We start from the raw sequence: 18,335 nt of genomic DNA, 5'->3' as shown, positions 1-18,335 counted from the left end.
CGATCCGACAATCCGCCAGCAGCGGGTCAGGCCGTCAGACGGGCCGCTGTGAATTTGTCCGTAACTAGGACGTCGATGATGCCCATCCTAAGTGCACCGGCGATCGCCTCAGTCTTCGATTCTCCCCCGGCAAGCGCCATCACTCTGTCGGCCTTACGCAGCTCCTCAAGTGAAATGCCAATGACGCGCTCGTTGAGCGGGGTCTCGACCGGCTTGCCGTCTCGGTCGTAAAAGCGGAACGAGATTTCACCGACCGCTCCCGCGTCGTGCAGCATCGCCATCTCCTGGCGGGAGAAGACGTTGCCGGAGCGGGCCAGCAGCTCGGACGGCTCGACGGCGCCGATACCGATGATGGCGAGCGTCAGACGGCCGAACAGGTCCATCGTGCCACGCACGACCGGGTCAGCCAGCATCACCAGCTTTGCCTCCCGGGACGAGGTGATGCCCTGGACAAGCAGCAGGCGCGGCTCACCGCCGGTGAGCTTTGCAAGCCTTGCAGTAAGCTGGGTGGCATGCGTCTGAACCGAGGCCTCGCCCATGCCGCCCAAGATCTGAACGATGTATTTCGCGCGCCCCGTCTTCAGCGGATGAATGTTGTCAACCATGCGAAGAATGGTCTGGCTCCAACTGGACACGCCAATGATTTCATCCTGCTGCAGGGTCACTTCGACGAAGTGCGCAGCCGCCTCGCCTATGCGGGCCATAATCGCACCACCACGGTCTTCCGAGCAGTCGATGACGATCGCCTCTGTCAGGCCGTAACGATCACGCAGCGCCATTTCCAGCTCGGCAAAGGTCCCGGGCGGGGGAATGATCGTCGTTCTGACGATCCCTTCCATCTCCGCGCGCTTCAACATGCGCGAAACAGTAGCCTGAGACATATGCATGATCTCGGCAATCTCGGCCTGCCGCTTGCCTTCGGCGTGATACATCTGTGCGACTCGGGCAATAAGTCGAAGCTCGTTGAGACGTCCCATGAACCCCTCCGATGGGTGAATTTTTATTCACCCATAGATGAAGTCGGTGTAACGGTCGAGCGGAAGATTGCATCTTCCCAGACCAGCAGACGCCTGCTGAAGTCGCTCTTTTTTGCGTCGAGTGTCGTCGTCTTGCGCGGCAAGGCCTTGATCGATTCCAGGTTGTCCCAGATACCCAGGGTCAGGCCCGCGAGATAGGCGGCACCAAGCGCGGAGGCTTCGGCGGCATCGCATTGGATGACCGGATGGACAAGCGCATCGGCCACGCATTGCATCAGGAAGGTATTTTTGCTGGGCCCACCATCCACGAACAGCCGGCCCATTGGCGCCGGAGACTGTGCCGCCATAGCCTTAAAGACATCGTGGACCTGAAAACTGATGGAGTCGGTCACGGCACGCGCCATCTGCGCACGGGTCGTGTTGAACGTGATCCCGGAGAACAAGGCACGTGCATCGGCATGCCAGTGGGGCGCACCCAGACCGACAAAGGCCGGCACGAAGCCCGGTCCCTCCGGCTCCGCGGTTTTCGCAAGATCGACCAGCGCCTGGACATCGGGGAGACCGAGAATTTCCACCATCCACGGCAGCGAGGCGGCCGAGACCAGAATATTGCCCTCGAAGGCATAGGTGGGCGTTCCGCCGAGCGACCAGGCAATGGTCGTGGTGATGCCGTTCTGCGGCGCGATGAAATGCGGCAATGTCGTCATGATCGAAGAACCAGTGCCGAAAGTGACCTTTCCGTCGCCGGGTTCGAAGGCTCCATGACCGAAGAGAGCGGCGTGGCTGTCACCAATAGCGGCCGCCACCGGAATGCCATCCGGCAGCCCCGGCACGCCAAAGGTCTCCCCGAAGTGCGAGGCACTGTCATGAACTTGCGGCAGATAGGCTTTGGGCACGCCGAACAGGGTGCAAAGCTCATCGCTCCAGTCCATTTCCTTCAGGTCGAGAAGCTGGCTGCGGGCGGCGTTGGAGGCGTCACAGGCATGCACCTTTCCTCCAGTGAAGCGGTGGATAAGCCAGGAGTCGATCGTGCCGAGGCAGAGCTTCCTGCCTTCAGGTGCGCTATCAAGGAGCCATTTCATTTTCGGTCCGGGAAACATCGGATCGATGGGCAGACCGGTAAGTGACTCGACGCGGGCGGAATGACCGGCGGCGTTGAGCTCGGCACAGACCGGTGCACTGCGGCGGCACTGCCAGCTAACGACTGGCCCGAGCGGTTCACCGGTCTCACCGTCCCAGATGGTCACGGATTCGCGCTGGTTAGAGATGGCAATCCCGGCGATGGACACCGGAGGCGCATCGATGAGGCAGACCGCAATCGCTTCCAGCACCGAAGTCCAGACACGGTTGGCGTCCTGCTCCACCCAGCCGGGCTGCGGATGCGAAATGCCGACCGGCGAGGACCCGCGCGCCAATATGACGCCATCGCTCGAAACGAGTACGGCCTTTGAGTTGGTGGTCCCTTGGTCGATAGCGAGAATGGCGGCGATCATGTCGAGCTCCGGATGCGGTCAGATGCCGCCGTGCATCATGCGGCGACATCCTTGAGAGAATTAGCCGTTAGCTGCGCCCGCGCTTGCGCGCCAGCAGCTCTTCGGCAGCATTCGCCATGGCCTCAGGCGCCATGCCGAATTCATCGAGCAGGAACTCCGCCGATCCCGTTGGCGCAAAGATACCAGGGACCCCCAGGATCTTCATCGGCACCGGAGCTTCAGCAACAACGACTTCCGCAATCGCGGATCCAAGGCCACCGTAGACCGAATGTTCTTCGGCCGTCAGGATGGCGCCGGTTTCGCGAGCCGCCGCAACAATGCTGTCCACATCGATCGGGCGAACGGTCGCCATGTTGAGCACGCGTGCCTCGATGCCGCGGGACGCGAGAATCGTGGCTGCCTTCATAGCACGATGGGTCAAGGTGCCGTTGGCGATCAATGTGACGGCGTCTCCGTCGCGCAGGAGATTGGCCTTGCCAGGCTCGAAGACATGACCCTGCGGAAGGAGATCCGGCACGCCGACGCGCGACAGACGCAGGAATACCGGGCCTTCGTAGCGCGCCGCCCATTCTACCGCGGCTGCCGTTTCTATTGAATCGCACGGGGCAATCACCGGGAGGTTGGGTAGCACCCGCATCCAGGCAAAATCCTCAATGGAGTGATGGGTCGGCCCAAGTTCGCCATAGGCCATGCCCGAGGAAATGCCGACGAGCTTCACATTGGCATTCGAATAGGCAATGTCGGCTTTAACCTGCTCAAGCGAGCGCCCAGTCAGGAAGCACGAGGCTCCACAGACGAAGGGCAATAGGCCGCCATTGGCGAGGCCAGCACCGACGCCGACCATATTCTGCTCGGCAATGCCGACATTCACTAGCCGTTCGGGCCATTTCGACTTGAAGCCACCGAGCTTGGAGGAGCCGACGGAATCATTACAGACAGCAACGACCTTAGAGTTCTCAGCCCCAAGACGCTCAAGCACTGAGACGAAGGCATCGCGGCAGTCATGCAGTTTTTCGGTCATGGTCACGGCGTTCATCGCAGCACCTCCGAGAGCTCGGCGAGAGCGATTTTGTATTGTTCGGCGTTCGGCACCTTGTGGTGCCAATCAACGCGGTCCTGCATGAAGGAAATGCCGTGGCCCTTATTCGTGTGAGCGACAATGCAGTGTGGACGATCAGAGCGGTGCTGCAGCGCCGGCACGATTTCTGACATGGCGTTGCCGTTGATCTCCGTAACATCCCAGCCGAAAGCCTGAAGCTTGGAGCCAAAGGGTGCCATGTTATTGGTGTCGCTCAAGGCCGCACCCTGCTGAAAACGGTTGTGGTCGATGATCAGGGTCAAGTTATCGAGACCGAACTGGGCGGCCGAGGAAATGGCTTCCCAGTTAGAGCCTTCCTGCATCTCGCCGTCACCAGTCAGGACGTAGGTGCGATAAGCAGCGCCGGTCAACTTGGCTGCCTTCGCCATACCCACTGCGACCGGCAGGCCATGGCCAAGGGGTCCTGTATTGGTTTCAACGCCAGGAACCTTGTTACAATTGGGATGCCCATTGAGACGCGAATGTGGCTTGAGGAATGTTGAAATCTCCTCCTCGGGGAAGAAGCCACGCTTCGCGAGCGTCACGTAAAATGCCAGCGCGACATGCCCCTTGGACAGCACGAAACGATCGCGCTCCGGATGCCTTGGCTGATCCGGCCAGATCCTGAGGACCTGAAAATACAGCGCTGTGAGGATGTCGATTGCTGACATCTCGCCACCGATATGGCCAGCGCCCGCTTCGTAGACCGCCTGGAGATCGCGAAGGCGGATCTGCCTTGCGATGCGGTCAAGATCATTCGGCTGCATGGAAACCTCATTGTGAATAAATATACCGTCGCTCATATAATTGCACCAGATGGTTTTCTGTCAAGCGGGATTGGGGAAATTAAATTTGCTCAACTGGGTCATCGGAGCAGTTGACAGCAGCCAGAGGCCTACGCTACGAATTTACAGACAGCAATGAATAATTATGCCGGCATAAAGTTGCTGGAGCAGAACGGGAGGCATGGATGTCGATATCAGCGACAGACCAAGAGCGCGGCGCTGGAGCGAGTGCCATGGCGGCACTCAGGGGTACCACCGGTCCATTGATCGGTTTGATCCTGCTTTGCATCTTCCTTTCGTTTGCCACCGACAAGTTCATGTCGGCACGCAACCTGCTGAACATCCTCGATCAGGTGACGGTGCTTGGCATCATGGCGGTCGGCATGACGATGGTCATCCTGATCGGCGGCATCGATCTGGCCGTTGGGTCGGTACTCGCACTGACGATGATGGTTATGGGTTACCTGGCCAACCAGGTTGGGCTTCCCCTGCCTGTCGGCATCCTTCTTGCCCTTGGCGTCGCCGCCGCCACAGGAGCGGTCTCTGGCATCTTGATCACTGCGCTCGGGGTGCCGGCCTTCATCGCCACGCTGGCGATGATGTCGGTTGCGCGCGGATTGGCCAATATGATCACTGACGGTCAGCAGATCGTCGGCTTTCCCTCTTGGTTCAGCTTGCTCGCCTACACGCGCTACGGCGGATTCCTGACCTTAACTGTTGCGGTCATGCTGGTCGTTTTCGTGCTCGGCTGGCTCTATCTGCGCTACACGTCTGGCGGACGTTCACTTTACGCGATCGGCGGGAATCAAGAAGTCGCCCGGCTCGCGGGGATTAACGTTAACCTCTACACCATCGGCGTCTACGTGGTGTCTGGGCTGCTTGCCGGTCTGGCGGGCGTGGTTCTCGCTATGCGCCTGGACTCGGTCCAGCCGACTGCCGGCGTTTCCTATGAGCTGGACACAATCGCGGCCGTCGTTATCGGCGGAACGAGTCTCAGCGGCGGCAAGGGCGGCATTCTTGGAACAATCATCGGCGTCTTGATCATCGGCGTGCTGCGGAATGGGTTGAACCTTCTCGGTGTCTCGCCCTTCACGCAGGCCGTCGTTATCGGCGTTGTTATCGCACTTGCTGTCGCAGCCGAAGCCATCAAGAGGAAGTGACGCGTCGGACAGACACCAGTTTGGCGGATAGCCCGCCAGTTCACCGCCGGGCGAAAGCCGGGCAAACCTTCGGTCCTGCGATGGTAGCGGGGTGCCGAAACAACGGAGGAGATCTACCATGAAACTCAAAACCATGCTTTTCGCCGCCGCCGCACTGGCGACTACGGCTCTCAACCCACTCGGCGCTTCCGCCGAAGAGGTGAAGAAGATCGGGCTCGCCGTGTCGAACCTGCAGGCCGACTACTTCAACCAAATCAAGATCGGCGTCGAAGCCTATGCCAAAGAAAAGGGCATCGAAGTCATCACCGTAGACGCCAAAAATGACAGCGCGACCCAGGTCAGCCAGGTTCAGGATCTTCTTACGCAGGACATCGACGCCTTCATCTACATTCCAGCCGGCGCCGCCGCTGCTGCCGTTCCGACACGTCTTGCCAAGGAAGCTGGCATCCCCGTCGTCAACGTTGACCGCAATGCTGAAGGCGCCCCCGGCGACACCTTCATCGCAACCGACAACGCGACTTCGGCCTACGAAGTCTGCAAGCACATCATTGGTCTCGCTGGCGGCCAGGGCAAGATGATCATGATTCACGGCCAGAAGGGCACCACCCCTGAAGTCGAGCGCACAAAGGGCTGCATGAAGGCGATCGAGGAGAATTCGGGTGTCGAGCTGGTGGCTCAGCAGTGGAGCGAGCAGTGGTCACAGGCCGAAGGTCTCAACATTGGCCAGAACCTGCTGCAGGCTCATCCGGACGTCTCGTTGATCTTCGCACAGGCTGACGGTCTGGCTCTCGGTGCCGCACAAGCAGTCAAGGTCTCTGGCGTGTCGCAGCGCGTTTACGTGGGAGGCTTCGACGGTGACACTACGGCCCTGCCGATCCTTGCTGAAGGCGGCTTCGATGCTACCGCAACACAGCAGGTTCGCGGCATCGGCCGCCTCGCGGTCGACAGCGCCATCAAGCTTGCTGCAGGCGAAACTCTGCCGGCGGAACAACTCCTTCCGGGCTTCCTGACAACTCCGGAGAATGCCGCGAAGTTCGTCGCCGAGCACCCTTAATCACGACCGGAAGACAGCGCCATGACTGCCAATGACCTCCCTCCCATCCTCTCGCTCCGGCAGATCCGCAAGGTCTACGGATCACTTGAGGTCCTGCATGGCATCGACCTTGATGTGAGAGCGGGTGAAGTCGTGGCGCTGCTCGGCGAAAACGGCGCCGGGAAATCGACCCTTTCTAAGATTATCTCCGGCGCCGTTCAGCCAACTGCCGGCTCAATGTCGTGGTTTGGCGCGCCTTATGCGCCTGCCACACCGCGCGCTGCCATGGATGCCGGTGTCGGCATGATCCATCAGGAGCTGAAACTCCTGCCGCAACTCTCGATCGCCGAAAATGTCTTCGTTGGTCGCTATCTGACCAGGGGCGGACGCATCGACCGTCAGGCTATGGAAGAGCGTGCCCATGCGGGCCTTCAGAGGTTGGGTCTCGACGTATCGCCTCGGCGCCTTGTGGAGGGCCTGTCCACCGCCAAGCAGCAGTTGATCGAAATCGCCAAGGCGCTGACGCTGAACGCTCGCCTGCTCATTCTCGACGAGCCCACAGCAGCACTCGGAGGCGAAGAAACACAACTTCTCTTCCGCCAGATCGAACGCCTGAAGGCTGACGGCGTTGGCATCATCTACATCTCCCACAGACTTGAAGAAATTCGTCAGATTGCTGACCGCATCGTGGTCATGCGTGACGGAGCAAAGGTGCAGGAATTTGGCAGAGGTGACGTCCCAGTACGCACCATTGTAGAGGCCATGGTTGGCCGCTCACTGGATCGTATGTTCCCCCCGGTGCCTGTTCCGTCCGACGACATCATGCTCGAGGTGCGTGGACTGTCCTCTCCATCTGGCACATTCAGCAACATTGATTTTACTGTAAAGCGCGGCGAAGTCTTTGGGATTGCAGGTCTGGTGGGTGCGGGCCGGACCGAACTCGTTCGCGCGATCACGGGGGCGGACCCGATCGCGACCGGCGACGTGGTGCTCGACGGCGCGGTGATCACTCCGCGATCGCCCAGCGACGCAATCCGCAATGGCATTGTCCTTGTGCCGGAAGACCGCAAGCTACAGGGCCTCGTTCTCGAACACTCCATCACGGAAAACATCGGCTACGCCAATTTCGACGCCGTCTCGAAGGCCGGCTGGATAACCTCCAAGCGGCTGAGCCAATTCGCCAACGACTACATCAAGAAGTTCGGCGTTAAGGGGCGCGGCGAGCAGAATGCAGGCGAGCTTTCGGGTGGCAACCAGCAGAAGGTTGTTCTGGCCAAGTGGCTGGCTAGGAATCCCAGGGTTGTCGTCCTTGATGAGCCGACGCGGGGCATTGATGTCGGCGCGCGTTCATCAATCTACGACACCATAATGGAACTCGCTCGCCAAGGCATCGCCGTCATCGTGGTCAGCTCGGATCTGGAAGAGGTTCTCGGAGTCTCTAATCGGATCATGGTAATGGCTCAGGGAAAACAAGCGGGCATTCTCGACCGCGAGGACGCCAATGATGTGTCGGTCATGGAACTGGCCACGATCTGAATTGCAGGAGAAATACCATGTCGGACATGACTTTGAACGCCCCGAGACTCTTTGATCTCTCAGGCAATGTCGCTTTGGTGACAGGGGCCGGCAGCGGCATCGGCCAGCGAATTGCGATCGGCCTTGCTCAATGCGGCGCAGATGTTGCGCTTCTGGATCGCCGCACCGATGACGGGCTGGCGACGACGGCGCGCCATGTCAAAGCCGCAGGCCGGCGTAGCATCGAAATCGCGGCGGACGTGACACAATCCGCCTCCTTGAACGATGCCGTTTCCCGGACGGAGGCCGAACTCGGCCCGCTGACGCTTGCCGTCAATGCGGCAGGCATCGCCAATGCCAATCCGGCCGAAGAGATGGAAGAAGCGCAGTTTCAGACGATGATGGATATCAACCTGAAGGGCGTCTTCCTTTCCTGCCAAGCGGAAGCCCGTGCCATGCTGAAGAACGGACGCGGATCGATCGTCAACATCGCGTCCATGTCGGGCGTCATCGTCAATCGCGGGCTCAACCAATGCCACTACAATGCTTCCAAGGCCGGCGTCATCCATATGTCCAAGTCTATGGCGATGGAATGGGTGGGGCGCGGTATCCGGGTCAACACGATCAGCCCCGGCTATACGGCGACACCGATGAACACCCGCCCCGAGATGGTGCACCAGACCAAACTGTTTGAGGAGCAGACTCCAATGCAGCGGATGGCGACGGTGGACGAGATGGTAGGTCCGGCGGTCTTTCTACTTTCCGGTGCCGCGAGCTTTGTCACGGGTGTCGATCTTCTGGTTGATGGAGGTTTCTGCTGCTGGTGACAGCTTCCCGCCAAGTTTAAACTCCCAAGCCTGCACGGTGCCCTGCGCACCGCGCTTTTTTCTGTTTCGCGACTTCGGCTGAGGCTGTTGCGACATCTGCCCCCGAATATATGGCGAATGCTCAGTTTCCCCTTGAAAACCCGGTAGTTTCTCCCCTACCTTAATGATGTTCTCAGGGCGGGGTGAAATTCCCCACCGGCGGTATCCGGCTGTGCCGGGAGCCCGCGAGCGCTTTCACCTCGGTGAAAGGCAGCAGATCCGGTGCGATGCCGGAGCCGACGGTTAGAGTCCGGATGAAAGAGAGCATCGGCTATTGCGACTTCCCATGTCGGGGAGGCGTTCGTGCTGTGTTCGCCCAAGGGATGGAATGGCGACCGAAAGGTCGTGTTTTGGCCGCTCACGCGGTTACCCTTGAAAGGCACTGGAATGACACTTTCGAAAATTGAAGACGCATTGGAGACCCTTGCACACGGGGGAATGGTCGTCGTCGTTGATGACGAGGATCGGGAAAACGAAGGCGACATCATCGTTGCATCCGATCACGTAACCCCTGAGAGCATTGCTTTCATGATGAAGCATGCCCGCGGGCTGGTGTGCATCGCCATGGAAGGCGAAAGGCTCGATGCGCTCGACATCCCCCTGATGGTCCCGAACAACACGGAGTACCTGAAGACGGCCTTTACCGTGTCGGTGGACTATATCCATGGAACCACCACCGGGATCTCGGCCGCAGACAGAGCCAAAACCGTTCGAGCGCTGATGGATGACGCTACCAAGCCCGAAGACTTCGCGCGGCCAGGGCATATCTTCCCGTTGCGTGCCCATCCAGACGGTGTTTTAGGCCGCCCAGGGCATACCGAAGCCGCCGTTGATCTCGCGCGGCTTATTGGTGCCAAACCGTCGGGTGTGATCTGTGAGGTCGCCAACGACGACGGCACCATGGCACGACTGCCGGACCTGATCGAATTCTGCAAGCTGCACAGTCTCCCGCTGATTTCGATCGAGGACCTGATCCGTTACAGGGCTGTCAGTAGAGACGCATCTCGGCCCGCCGTTGCTGCGTGAACGACGCCTCATCGTTTAGAAGAAGCATTTGCGTGCTATCTCAGAGCTCGGGAGCACGACGAGCTTCTGGCCAAGACACAGCTTAGCAAGCGACAACATGAGCCGTCAAAGCGATAAAAGTGCTTTGGCGGCTTTCCTTTGTTCGCGTTCGAAACGAACCTTTGGCTGGCATTGCAGTAAATGTGCACGTTCCATCATCAGCGATCGGCATCCAAGAATGGTCAACTCGTGCGACACGCAGAGACTTGATCGGAAGCTACCACTGCACCACGATCAGGAGATGGCTTACATCGAGATCGACGCTTCGATGCGGAAATAATTGCCGCTCTCCCGCCATGTTGACGTCGGCCCCAGAGCCAGGCCACAAAGATGGCATCCACGGTCGCTCGCGGGGGGACAGAGGAAAATCAAAGGTGATTCTGTTAAGCCTTTGAAATCATATGAGAAGCCAGGTTCCCCAGCCAATTCTCCCAAAAAGCCTTGATTCTCATGTTTTTCCGTCGCGCCGGATCCCGTTTTGGCGTCATCGGCGATCTGATGCCCAAAGGTGAGACCCAACCCGAAAACGGCACGGGGTGACCTTCGGGCCTGATTGAGGGTGTCTTCGTCATGGCAGTCCGCCACGGGGTCGAAAATCTTGTCCGCCGGGGAAACATCTTCTACTGGCGGCCACGCATTCCAGCAGCCTTCATTCACTGCCAACCCGGCAGCCGACTTTCACTGACCCTTAATGTCCTCATCGTCCACCATGCGCACGCAGGGTCGGATGACACTAGCACATGTGACCTGTCACGCGCCGCGTGACAGGTCGGGATACATGGGCAAGACAGTACCGAACTCAGCACCCATCTTGTCAGGTTCTGATCTTGGCCGCGTCGCGGGCCAGAGCTTCTGCCGTGGCATGGCTCCGGTACCAGATGGTGACAATGGACGAGGTTATGACAATAAAGAGGCTATAGAGGACGGGAATGAACAAGACTTCCTGTTGCTGGACGCCGGTGAAGGTCAAGGTGACGATCAACGCGGCCAGCGGTCCATTCTGGATTCCTGTCTCAAGGCTGATGGTGCGCGAGCGGTTGCTGTCCTGCTTGAGCGCGCGGGCCAGCCAATAACCGAGCAGCATGCCGGTGAGCCCGATGCCGATTGCCGCCACATAGACCGGCAAAGGCGTATCCAGCAACATCTGGTAATTGCGCGGCACCCAGGTGACGATCAGGAACAGGATCACAACGACACCGAGCATGGAGCCGATCAGTTCCACGCTGGCCCCGACATTCGCGCTCCATTTGCGCAGCACCATGCCCAATACCGTCGGCACCAGCAGCACGACAAGGACCTGTGCGACATTGCCTGCCGGGATTACATAATCGCCGGTCACACCCGCCAGTCCACCATAGAAGCTCAATAGAGAGGGGACGGTGACCACGGCGACAAGGGTCGAGACGGTGGTCATCATGATCGAAAGGGCCAGAACACCCTTGGAAAAATAGGCGAAGATATTGCTGGTGGTTCCTCCCGGCATGCAGGCGATCAGGATCAGGCCGACCGCCATGGCAGACGGCAAGCCCAGAATGACGGCAAGCGCATAGCCCAGGAAGGGCATGACCATATACTGGGACAGCAATCCGACAAGGATCCCCTTTGGCTTGCGGAATGCAATCAGGAAGTCGCGGAAGGTCATGGATGCGCCCATGCCCAGCATGATGACCATCATCATGATGCCCAGCAGTGTTGTTTCAAGCTCGGTCAGCATTGTTGGCCCTTCCCATCACAGAGCGAATTCGGAACGGATCTCGGCTTTGAGATCCTTGCGCAGGATCTTGCCGATCGGTGACTTGGGCAAAACATCGCGGAAGACCACTGACTTCGGCACCTTATAATCGCTCAGATACTGGCGGCAATGCTTGAAGACATCCTCCTTGGTCAGTTCGCCCTCGTAATCGGGGTTCTTGACCACATAAGCCCGGACCGCCTCACCCGTCTTCGCATCGGGAACGGCAACGACAGCCGCTTCCAGCACGGCATCCATTTTGGAAAGCACCGCTTCCACTTCATTGGGATAGACGTTGAAGCCGGACACGAGGACCATATCCTTCTTGCGGTCGACGATGCGCAGGAAACCCTCCTCATCCATCACCGCAATGTCTCCGGTATAGAACCAGTCATTCTGGATTGCGGCGGCCGTTTCTTCCGGTCGCTGCCAATAGCCCTTCATGACCTGGACACCGCGAACGATAAGCTCGCCCGGTTCGCCGGTGGCAACCGGCTTGCTGTCCTCGTCCACCAGAAGCACGTCGCAACCAGGTACCGGCATCCCGATGCTGCCGGGTTTTGCGCGATCGTCCAGCGGGTTGAAACTGACGAGCGGTGATGTCTCGGTCAGACCGTAACCCTCGGCGATCTGCGTACCGGTCATCACGCGCCAGCGCGTTGCAACCGCCTCATGCAGCGCCGTGCCGCCGGCAATAGCGGCTCGCAACTGCTTCGGCGGATAGGCGGCAAACCATTCCTCATTCATCAACCCATTGAACAGCGTGTTGACACCGGTGATCCAGGTAATCGGATAGTTCTCGATCGCCCGCTGCAGATTCTGCACCGGCCTTGGCGACGGGATCAGGATGTTGCGGGCGCCGAGTTCGAAAAAGGTGATCAGGTTCGCGGTGAAAGAGAAGATGTGATAGAGCGGCAGCGCCGTCAGAACCTGGTCGTTCTTGGCCATCATGCCCGAGGACACGGCCTTGACCTGCTCAAGGTTCGACAGAATGTTCCCATGGGTGAGCATGGCACCCTTTGCAACGCCCGTGGTTCCGCCCGTATACTGCAGAAGCGCCAGATCATCCGGGCCGACGTTTTCCCACATGGCCGCGACATTGGCGTGATGCGCCCGTCCCATGGCCAGCGCCTGCTTGAGACGCAGCGTTGCCACATCGAGCTTTGGAACAGGGGGCAGCGTCTTGCTCCAAACCTTCTGCACCCCTCGGACAATCACCTCCGGAATACGAGGAAAGAATTCCGGGATCCCGGCCAGGATCACCGACTGGATGCCGGTTTTCGGAACGACCTCCGCCAGCTTGTCGGCGAACATGTCAATCAGCACCAGCGCCTTTGCACCGGCGTCATTGAACTGATGGATCATTTCACTCGGCGTGTAGAGTGGATTGGTGTTGACCAGAACGCATCCCGCCTTGAAAACGCCAAAAGCGACGACGGGATAGGCAAGGCAGTTTGGCAGCTGGACGGCGACTCTATCCCCCGGTCGCAGGCCGCAGTCATGATGGAGAAATGCCGCGAATGCGTCCGACATTTCTCCGATTTCAGCATAGGTCAGCGTACCGTTCATGCCATTTGGCACGACGCAGGTGAAGGCCTTGCGCTTGTCATTGGCAACAGATGATTTGTGCACCAGATCTGGCAGGCTGCTATAGCGCAGCTCCGGCAATTCCTGAGGAATGGTAGCACCATAGGATGCCAGCCACGGTCGTGGCGGCACATAAACCTGATTCATTTGTCCTCCCAAGGCGTTCTATCGACGCTGTTCCCTCGAACCTCATCCGGTTTTGTCCCCGGAAACTTGTCCTTCATCAAGAAGATGTCGTTGTCTCGATTTATTGTCCAGAAGTTTTGGATTTGGCAGCCTGTGAAGAATGGCATGCATCTGCGTTGAGCGGATTTCCATCCCCTGCAAATACAATTTTGGCCTTCGAAAATGCTGCGGAATGATCGCCGTCGCGGGATCGCGCGGCGTTATCACCGGCCAGACATTAAGCGCTTTCGTGTAGGAGAGTTAATGAAAATGAAATCTTTTCAACACGATGAGCCGAATAGAAAACCCACTCAAACTATTGATATTGATATTCTTTACGGGATGAACCGCCTCTCGATCGGTCTGATTTCACTGCTTGTCGAACCTCTCAAGATCAATGGGGTCGGCATACGCCCCCAATGAATATTAAGAACTTTATGTCTTCATGCACTCATGTAAGGAGGCGCTACCATGTTCAGTTTTGTTCGAAACATCCTCGTGATGCTGGCCGTTCTCATTCCAACCATGTCCATGGCGGCATCGGGTGATTGGACAGCAGCCAAGGCGACCAGGCAGGTCGCATACACAATCGACAAGACGAACTGGATCCCGGTGAAAAATGGCGATGTGATTCCGAATCGTGCCTGGGTATCCACTGGCCCGCGCGGCAGGCTTCAACTTGTCAGAGGGAGCGAGAGCATCGCCTTTCAGCCAAACACGATGGCTGCCATTGTGACCAAGTCGGGCTTGTTTTCGCGAAAGACCCAGATTGCGCAGCACACGGGTACACTTGATCTTGAGATCGAAACACGTGGTCGTCCGCATACGACGGTCCGGACACCCTTTCTTGCCGCCGTGGTCAAAGGAACCGGTTTTCGAGTGACCGTCGGCGCAAGGTCGGCCTCGGTGACAGTCCGCCACGGTCTTGTTGAAGTCACATCCAATGAAGGCGAACGCTCGAATATAGGCGCTGGCCAGAGTGCGGAGGTTTCGACTTCCGGTGGCATGCAGGTAGCAGGGAAGACGGAACGACCGGACGTCACGCGGGTCTCCGAACAGCCGAGCATCTTTGGCTCTGGCCTCTTTGGCCCGCGTGATGACGCGCCCCCGAGCGATGGACGCCGCAACGAAAACAGTGATCGCGGCAACGGTAACGGTGGCGGAGACGGCAACGGTGGTGGAAGCGGCAATGGCGGTGGAAGCGGCAATGGCGGTGGAAACGGCAATGGCGATGGAAACGGCAACGGCGGCGGAAACGGCAATGGCGGTGGAAACGGCAATGGCGGCGGAAACGGCAACGGCGGCGGAAACGGCAATGGCGGCGGAAACGGCAACGGCGGTGGAAACGGCAACGGCGGTGGAAACGGCAACGGCGGTGGAAACGGCAATGGCGGTGGAAACGGCAATGGCGGTGGAAACGGCAATGGCGGTGGAAACGGCAATGGCGGTGGAAACGGCAATGGCGGTGGAAACGGCAATGGCGGTGGAAACGGCAATGGCGGTGGAAACGGAAAGGGCAAAGGATAGGGTCTAGCCAATTGCGTCGTACCCGGATGAGAGAGCTTCTAACACGTGAATGATTTTGTCAGCAGGTCCAGATTGAAGGAAAGCCGTGGCGCATGGCCACGGCTCGTGATGTTCTGCATCCTGCTTGCCCTGCCTGTGGTGGTGCCACAAACACGCTTCGCAGTATGGCTCGACAACCAACTCCTCGACTTGCGGTTTTCTCTTCATGATCGCAAGGCAAGCGGAGAGATTGTCTTTGTCGCGATCGACAAGACCAGCATTGACTCCATCGGCACCTGGCCATGGCCTCGCACGGTCCATGCGGACCTGATCGATCGGCTTGTGGCAGCCGATGTTCATGATATCTACCTCGATATCGATTTCAGTACCCCCTCTACATCCGTGGCCGACAATCGGCTTGCCGAAGCGCTTGCGGATGCTGGCGGTGGGGTCATGCTTCCGCTCTTTCTCCAGCATGATAGCGCCGGTGATCGTGGCACTGTGGCCGCGAGCAAACCCATCCCGATACTGGAAGAACATGCATGGCTGGCATTTGCCAATGTCGAGATGGACGAAGGTGGACTTATTCGTCACTTTGCGCTCTCCGAGCGATTTGACGGAGATGACGTTCCTTCAGCCGCGGCCCTTCTGGCCAATTACGACGGCAAGACCCAAAAAACAGTCTTGATCGATTATTCGATAGATCCGCTAAGTGTCCCAGTTTTCTCGGTGCGAGATATACTGGAGGGCAATGTTGCAAAGGAGGCGCTTGAAGGTCGATCCGTTGTGGTTGGAGCCTTTGCCACCGAACTTGGCGACTTCTTCGCAGTCCCCCTTCACGGCGTGATAAGCGGCCCCATGCTTCACATCCTGGCCGCCGAGACGCTCAAGCAGAAAGGCCTCCTGACCGAAATCCCGCTTCTGGCGCCGTCGCTGCTTCTTTGCGGGTTGATCATGATCTATGTGTTGCGGTTTCATCACCAACCGCTCCTGGCTACCGGTCTCGGGCTCGCTTTGGTCGTCATCACGGGGGAAACCTTGGCCTTCTTGCTGCAGGATGAATACCGGGCCGTCCTTTCGACAGCGACACTGTGGCTGATACTTGCCTTCGGGCTTCTGATCCTGATGGTCGAAAAGATCGACATCGAAACCTTCCTTGTGGAAGTTGCCAATGCTGAAAACCGGACCATCCGTCGGATTCTCAAGCGGGTGATTGCTGATAGCGTCGATGCGATTGTCGTTGTCGACAGCCGATTTCGGATCGTCGATCTCAGTCGGACCACCCCGGGGCTCCTGGGTCTCGAAAAGCCCTTGCATAGGGGTCAGGTGATCACAGAGCATGCTCCACCAGAGCTTTCCGCGATCCTGCGACGAGCAGTATCGGCCTTTGGCGAAAGTCCAGGCGCTGTTCATACCGAGTTTGGCAGGTTTTCAGTAGCCGGTGCCAGATATGCCGCCTCATATGACGATGTCGCAAAAGGTTCTCGGACGCTTGATGCGACCGTGACAATTTCACCCTTCGATCTAGACTTGCCGCAAGGCGTTCAGGAGCAGCACGAGTTTCTCGCCAGCGTCACGATCCGCGACGTGACGAGCCGCCACGCCTATGAAACCAAGTTGATGCAACTGTCGCAATATGACGAGTTGACTGGCCTTCTGAACCGCCGAGAATTGGTTGTTCGCCTCGAACAACTAGGACAGCCCTCGGGGGTTTTTGCAATCAACCTCCATCGTTTTGGTGTCTTGAACTCGACGCTCGGGCGGGAACTCGGCGACCGCCTTCTTCAAGCTGTTGCAAAGAGACTTGCAGCCTATGCCGGTGACGAAGGCCTTGTCGGTCGAATTGGCGGCGATGTTTTCGCCATCGTCCTTCCGGGTGACTACGATGATGTCCGGCTCGCAAAAAAGGCCGAAGAGCTGCTTGAGCTCTTCGATGTGCCGGTGTCCTTGACCGACAGCCAGGTTGATATCACGGCCAGAATTGGAGCCTCCGCCGGCAGTCCCGGCGAAGGTTGTGGCAGCAAGTGGTTAAGTGACGCTGAGCTTGCGCTGGACGATGCAAAAACCGTCAGCGGTCGTGGCTGGCGTCTTTACGACCCTCTTGCAGCGGACCGACAGGCGCGATCACGGCGCTTGGAGGGCGAGTTGCGCCTCGGGCTGGAAGACCAGCAGTTTTTCCTTCTCTACCAGCCTCAAGTCGACCTCAAGACTGGCTCGGTGATCGGCGCCGAAGCGCTTTTGAGATGGCAGCATCCAAGCCTCGGCATCATTTCGCCAAGTGAATTCATAGGCATTGCCGAGGCAAACGGCTTTATCTGCGAATTGGGTCGCTGGATGCTTGTTGAGGCATGCCGCGCGGCATGCGACTGGCCGGGAGATATGAGTGTCGCGGTGAACGTGTCCCCGCTGCAATTCGTCAAGGATGATCTGGTCAAGGATGTAGAGCAGGCTCTTTTGCTGACCGGGCTCCCGGCGCGGCGTCTGCATCTCGAAATCACGGAGTCGACCTTCCTCGACCGCACTGACGACCTGTTGAAGTCGCTGGCTCAATTGCGAAAAATGGGCGTCACAATAGCCCTTGATGACTTTGGAACGGGGTATTCTTCGCTGGCCTATCTCGCCGGTTTTCCCATCGACAAGATCAAGATTGACCAGTCTTTCATTCGCAAGATGTCAACCGATGCAGCAAGCCAGGCCATCGTGATTGCGGTAGCCGCGCTTGCCCGGGGACTGGACCTGAAAATTGTTTGCGAAGGGATCGAGGGCGATATCGAGTGGACACTTCTGCGTCAGCTTGGCTGCGAAGAGGGGCAGGGCTACTTCTTCGGAAAACCCCAGACCTCACAAGAGCTTGTTGCACTCTATCGCGATCCTCATTGGTCCGACAAACGGCGCGCATCCTGATGCAATAATCAGGAATCGACAATCAGGAATCGACCGGGAGAACGCGGTCTGCCGTTCCGGGAAGCGGCCTTGTAAGGACAAACGTCGCGCATGCAACCAGGATAGCGCCAATCACGATTTTCAGCCACAGCTGATGGGGGCCGACGAACCAGACGATCCCATAACTGACCGACATCAGTGAAACCGATGCGATCTTCGCCCTTTTAGAAATTGCTCCTTCGCGTCGCCAATCGATCAGTGGCTGTCCATAACGCGGATGATCCAGCAACCATTGCTCGAAGCGCGGTGACGAGCGCGCAAAAAGGGCAGCGGCCAGGAGCATGAAAGGGGTGGTGGGCAAAACGGGCAGGAATACACCAATGATGCCGATCGCGACCATCAGCCAGGCCAGTACAAAGAGGATCAGGCGCATGAGAAATCCTTCCTTGAGGACCGGACAGGCAGTGGCCGCGCTTCAAGCCTATCGCAA

16 protein-coding genes and 1 riboswitch are annotated in these 18,335 nt (G+C 58.4%); of the genes, 8 read left to right on the top strand and 8 right to left on the bottom strand.

Going from position 1 to position 18,335, the window contains the following annotated elements:
- Positions 1 to 26 precede the first annotated feature (26 nt).
- The 4 genes from FE840_RS07780 to FE840_RS07765 form a co-directional block, all read right to left on the bottom strand.
- Positions 27 to 977, bottom strand: a complete 951-nt coding sequence (locus tag FE840_RS07780; protein ID WP_138285417.1) for a sugar-binding transcriptional regulator — start codon at positions 975 to 977, stop codon at positions 27 to 29.
- Between the two features lie 23 nt (positions 978 to 1,000).
- Positions 1,001 to 2,467, bottom strand: coding sequence for an FGGY family carbohydrate kinase (locus tag FE840_RS07775; RefSeq protein WP_171033652.1), 1,467 nt, complete (start codon positions 2,465 to 2,467; stop codon positions 1,001 to 1,003).
- Positions 2,468 to 2,537: 70 nt separating this feature from the next.
- Positions 2,538 to 3,506, bottom strand: a complete 969-nt coding sequence (locus FE840_RS07770; protein WP_138285419.1) for a transketolase family protein — start codon at positions 3,504 to 3,506, stop codon at positions 2,538 to 2,540.
- On the bottom strand, positions 3,503 to 4,315 hold the full coding sequence (locus FE840_RS07765) for a transketolase (RefSeq protein ID WP_171033633.1): 813 nt from the start codon (positions 4,313 to 4,315) through the stop codon (positions 3,503 to 3,505). Before FE840_RS07765 ends, FE840_RS07770 begins: the two co-directional genes overlap by 4 nt.
- 203 nt (positions 4,316 to 4,518) lie before the next feature.
- Between FE840_RS07765 and FE840_RS07760 the strand changes: the two genes are divergently transcribed.
- The 5 genes from FE840_RS07760 (at position 4,519) to ribB (ending at position 9,933) form a co-directional block, all read left to right on the top strand.
- Positions 4,519 to 5,493: an ABC transporter permease gene (locus tag FE840_RS07760; RefSeq protein ID WP_138285421.1), complete on the top strand. Its 975-nt coding sequence runs from the start codon at positions 4,519 to 4,521 to the stop codon at positions 5,491 to 5,493.
- A gap of 118 nt (positions 5,494 to 5,611) precedes the next feature.
- Positions 5,612 to 6,547, top strand: a complete 936-nt coding sequence (locus FE840_RS07755; protein ID WP_138285422.1) for a substrate-binding domain-containing protein — start codon at positions 5,612 to 5,614, stop codon at positions 6,545 to 6,547.
- 21 nt (positions 6,548 to 6,568) lie between these two features.
- Positions 6,569 to 8,062, top strand: coding sequence for a sugar ABC transporter ATP-binding protein (locus FE840_RS07750; protein ID WP_138285423.1), 1,494 nt, complete (start codon positions 6,569 to 6,571; stop codon positions 8,060 to 8,062).
- A 17-nt stretch (positions 8,063 to 8,079) separates the two neighbouring features.
- Entirely contained in the window at positions 8,080 to 8,868 is a 789-nt protein-coding gene (locus tag FE840_RS07745; protein ID WP_138285424.1) for an SDR family oxidoreductase, read from the top strand.
- Positions 8,869 to 9,032: 164 nt separating this feature from the next.
- Positions 9,033 to 9,177: riboswitch (FMN riboswitch) on the top strand.
- Positions 9,178 to 9,294: 117 nt separating this feature from the next.
- Positions 9,295 to 9,933 (top strand): 3,4-dihydroxy-2-butanone-4-phosphate synthase, encoded by a 639-nt coding sequence (gene ribB, locus FE840_RS07740; RefSeq protein ID WP_138285425.1) that lies wholly within the window; start codon positions 9,295 to 9,297, stop codon positions 9,931 to 9,933.
- A gap of 285 nt (positions 9,934 to 10,218) precedes the next feature.
- Here ribB and FE840_RS07735 read toward each other — a convergent pair whose 3' ends face one another.
- The 3 genes from FE840_RS07735 to FE840_RS07725 all read right to left on the bottom strand — a co-directional run bounded on the left by FE840_RS07735 (position 10,219) and on the right by FE840_RS07725 (position 13,438).
- Positions 10,219 to 10,635, bottom strand: coding sequence for a hypothetical protein (locus tag FE840_RS07735; protein WP_179028200.1), 417 nt, complete (start codon positions 10,633 to 10,635; stop codon positions 10,219 to 10,221).
- Positions 10,636 to 10,786: 151 nt separating this feature from the next.
- Positions 10,787 to 11,686, bottom strand: a complete 900-nt coding sequence (locus FE840_RS07730) for a bile acid:sodium symporter family protein (RefSeq protein ID WP_138285426.1) — start codon at positions 11,684 to 11,686, stop codon at positions 10,787 to 10,789.
- 15 nt (positions 11,687 to 11,701) lie between these two features.
- A complete protein-coding gene (locus FE840_RS07725) occupies positions 11,702 to 13,438 on the bottom strand; it encodes an AMP-binding protein (RefSeq protein WP_138285427.1) in 1,737 nt (578 codons plus the stop codon).
- 282 nt (positions 13,439 to 13,720) lie between these two features.
- Here FE840_RS07725 and FE840_RS07720 point away from each other — a divergent pair, with 282 nt between their 5' ends.
- The 3 genes from FE840_RS07720 to FE840_RS07710 all read left to right on the top strand — a co-directional run bounded on the left by FE840_RS07720 (position 13,721) and on the right by FE840_RS07710 (position 17,866).
- Entirely contained in the window at positions 13,721 to 13,879 is a 159-nt protein-coding gene (locus FE840_RS07720) for a hypothetical protein (RefSeq protein WP_171033634.1), read from the top strand.
- Between the two features lie 48 nt (positions 13,880 to 13,927).
- Positions 13,928 to 14,983: a FecR domain-containing protein gene (locus FE840_RS07715; RefSeq protein ID WP_179028199.1), complete on the top strand. Its 1,056-nt coding sequence runs from the start codon at positions 13,928 to 13,930 to the stop codon at positions 14,981 to 14,983.
- Positions 14,984 to 15,055: 72 nt separating this feature from the next.
- On the top strand, positions 15,056 to 17,866 hold the full coding sequence (locus FE840_RS07710; protein ID WP_138285429.1) for an EAL domain-containing protein: 2,811 nt from the start codon (positions 15,056 to 15,058) through the stop codon (positions 17,864 to 17,866).
- A 22-nt stretch (positions 17,867 to 17,888) separates the two neighbouring features.
- Here FE840_RS07710 and FE840_RS07705 read toward each other — a convergent pair whose 3' ends face one another.
- The gene (locus FE840_RS07705) at positions 17,889 to 18,278 is read right to left on the bottom strand and encodes a YbaN family protein (RefSeq protein WP_138285430.1); all 390 of its coding nucleotides are present in this window, start codon (positions 18,276 to 18,278) and stop codon (positions 17,889 to 17,891) included.
- Between the last annotated feature and the right edge of the window lie 57 nt (positions 18,279 to 18,335).

It is taken from the genome of Peteryoungia desertarenae (assembly GCF_005860795.2).
Taxonomy (GTDB): Bacteria; Pseudomonadota; Alphaproteobacteria; order Rhizobiales; family Rhizobiaceae; genus Allorhizobium; species Allorhizobium desertarenae.
This window is presented reverse-complemented; position numbering and strand designations above follow the sequence as displayed.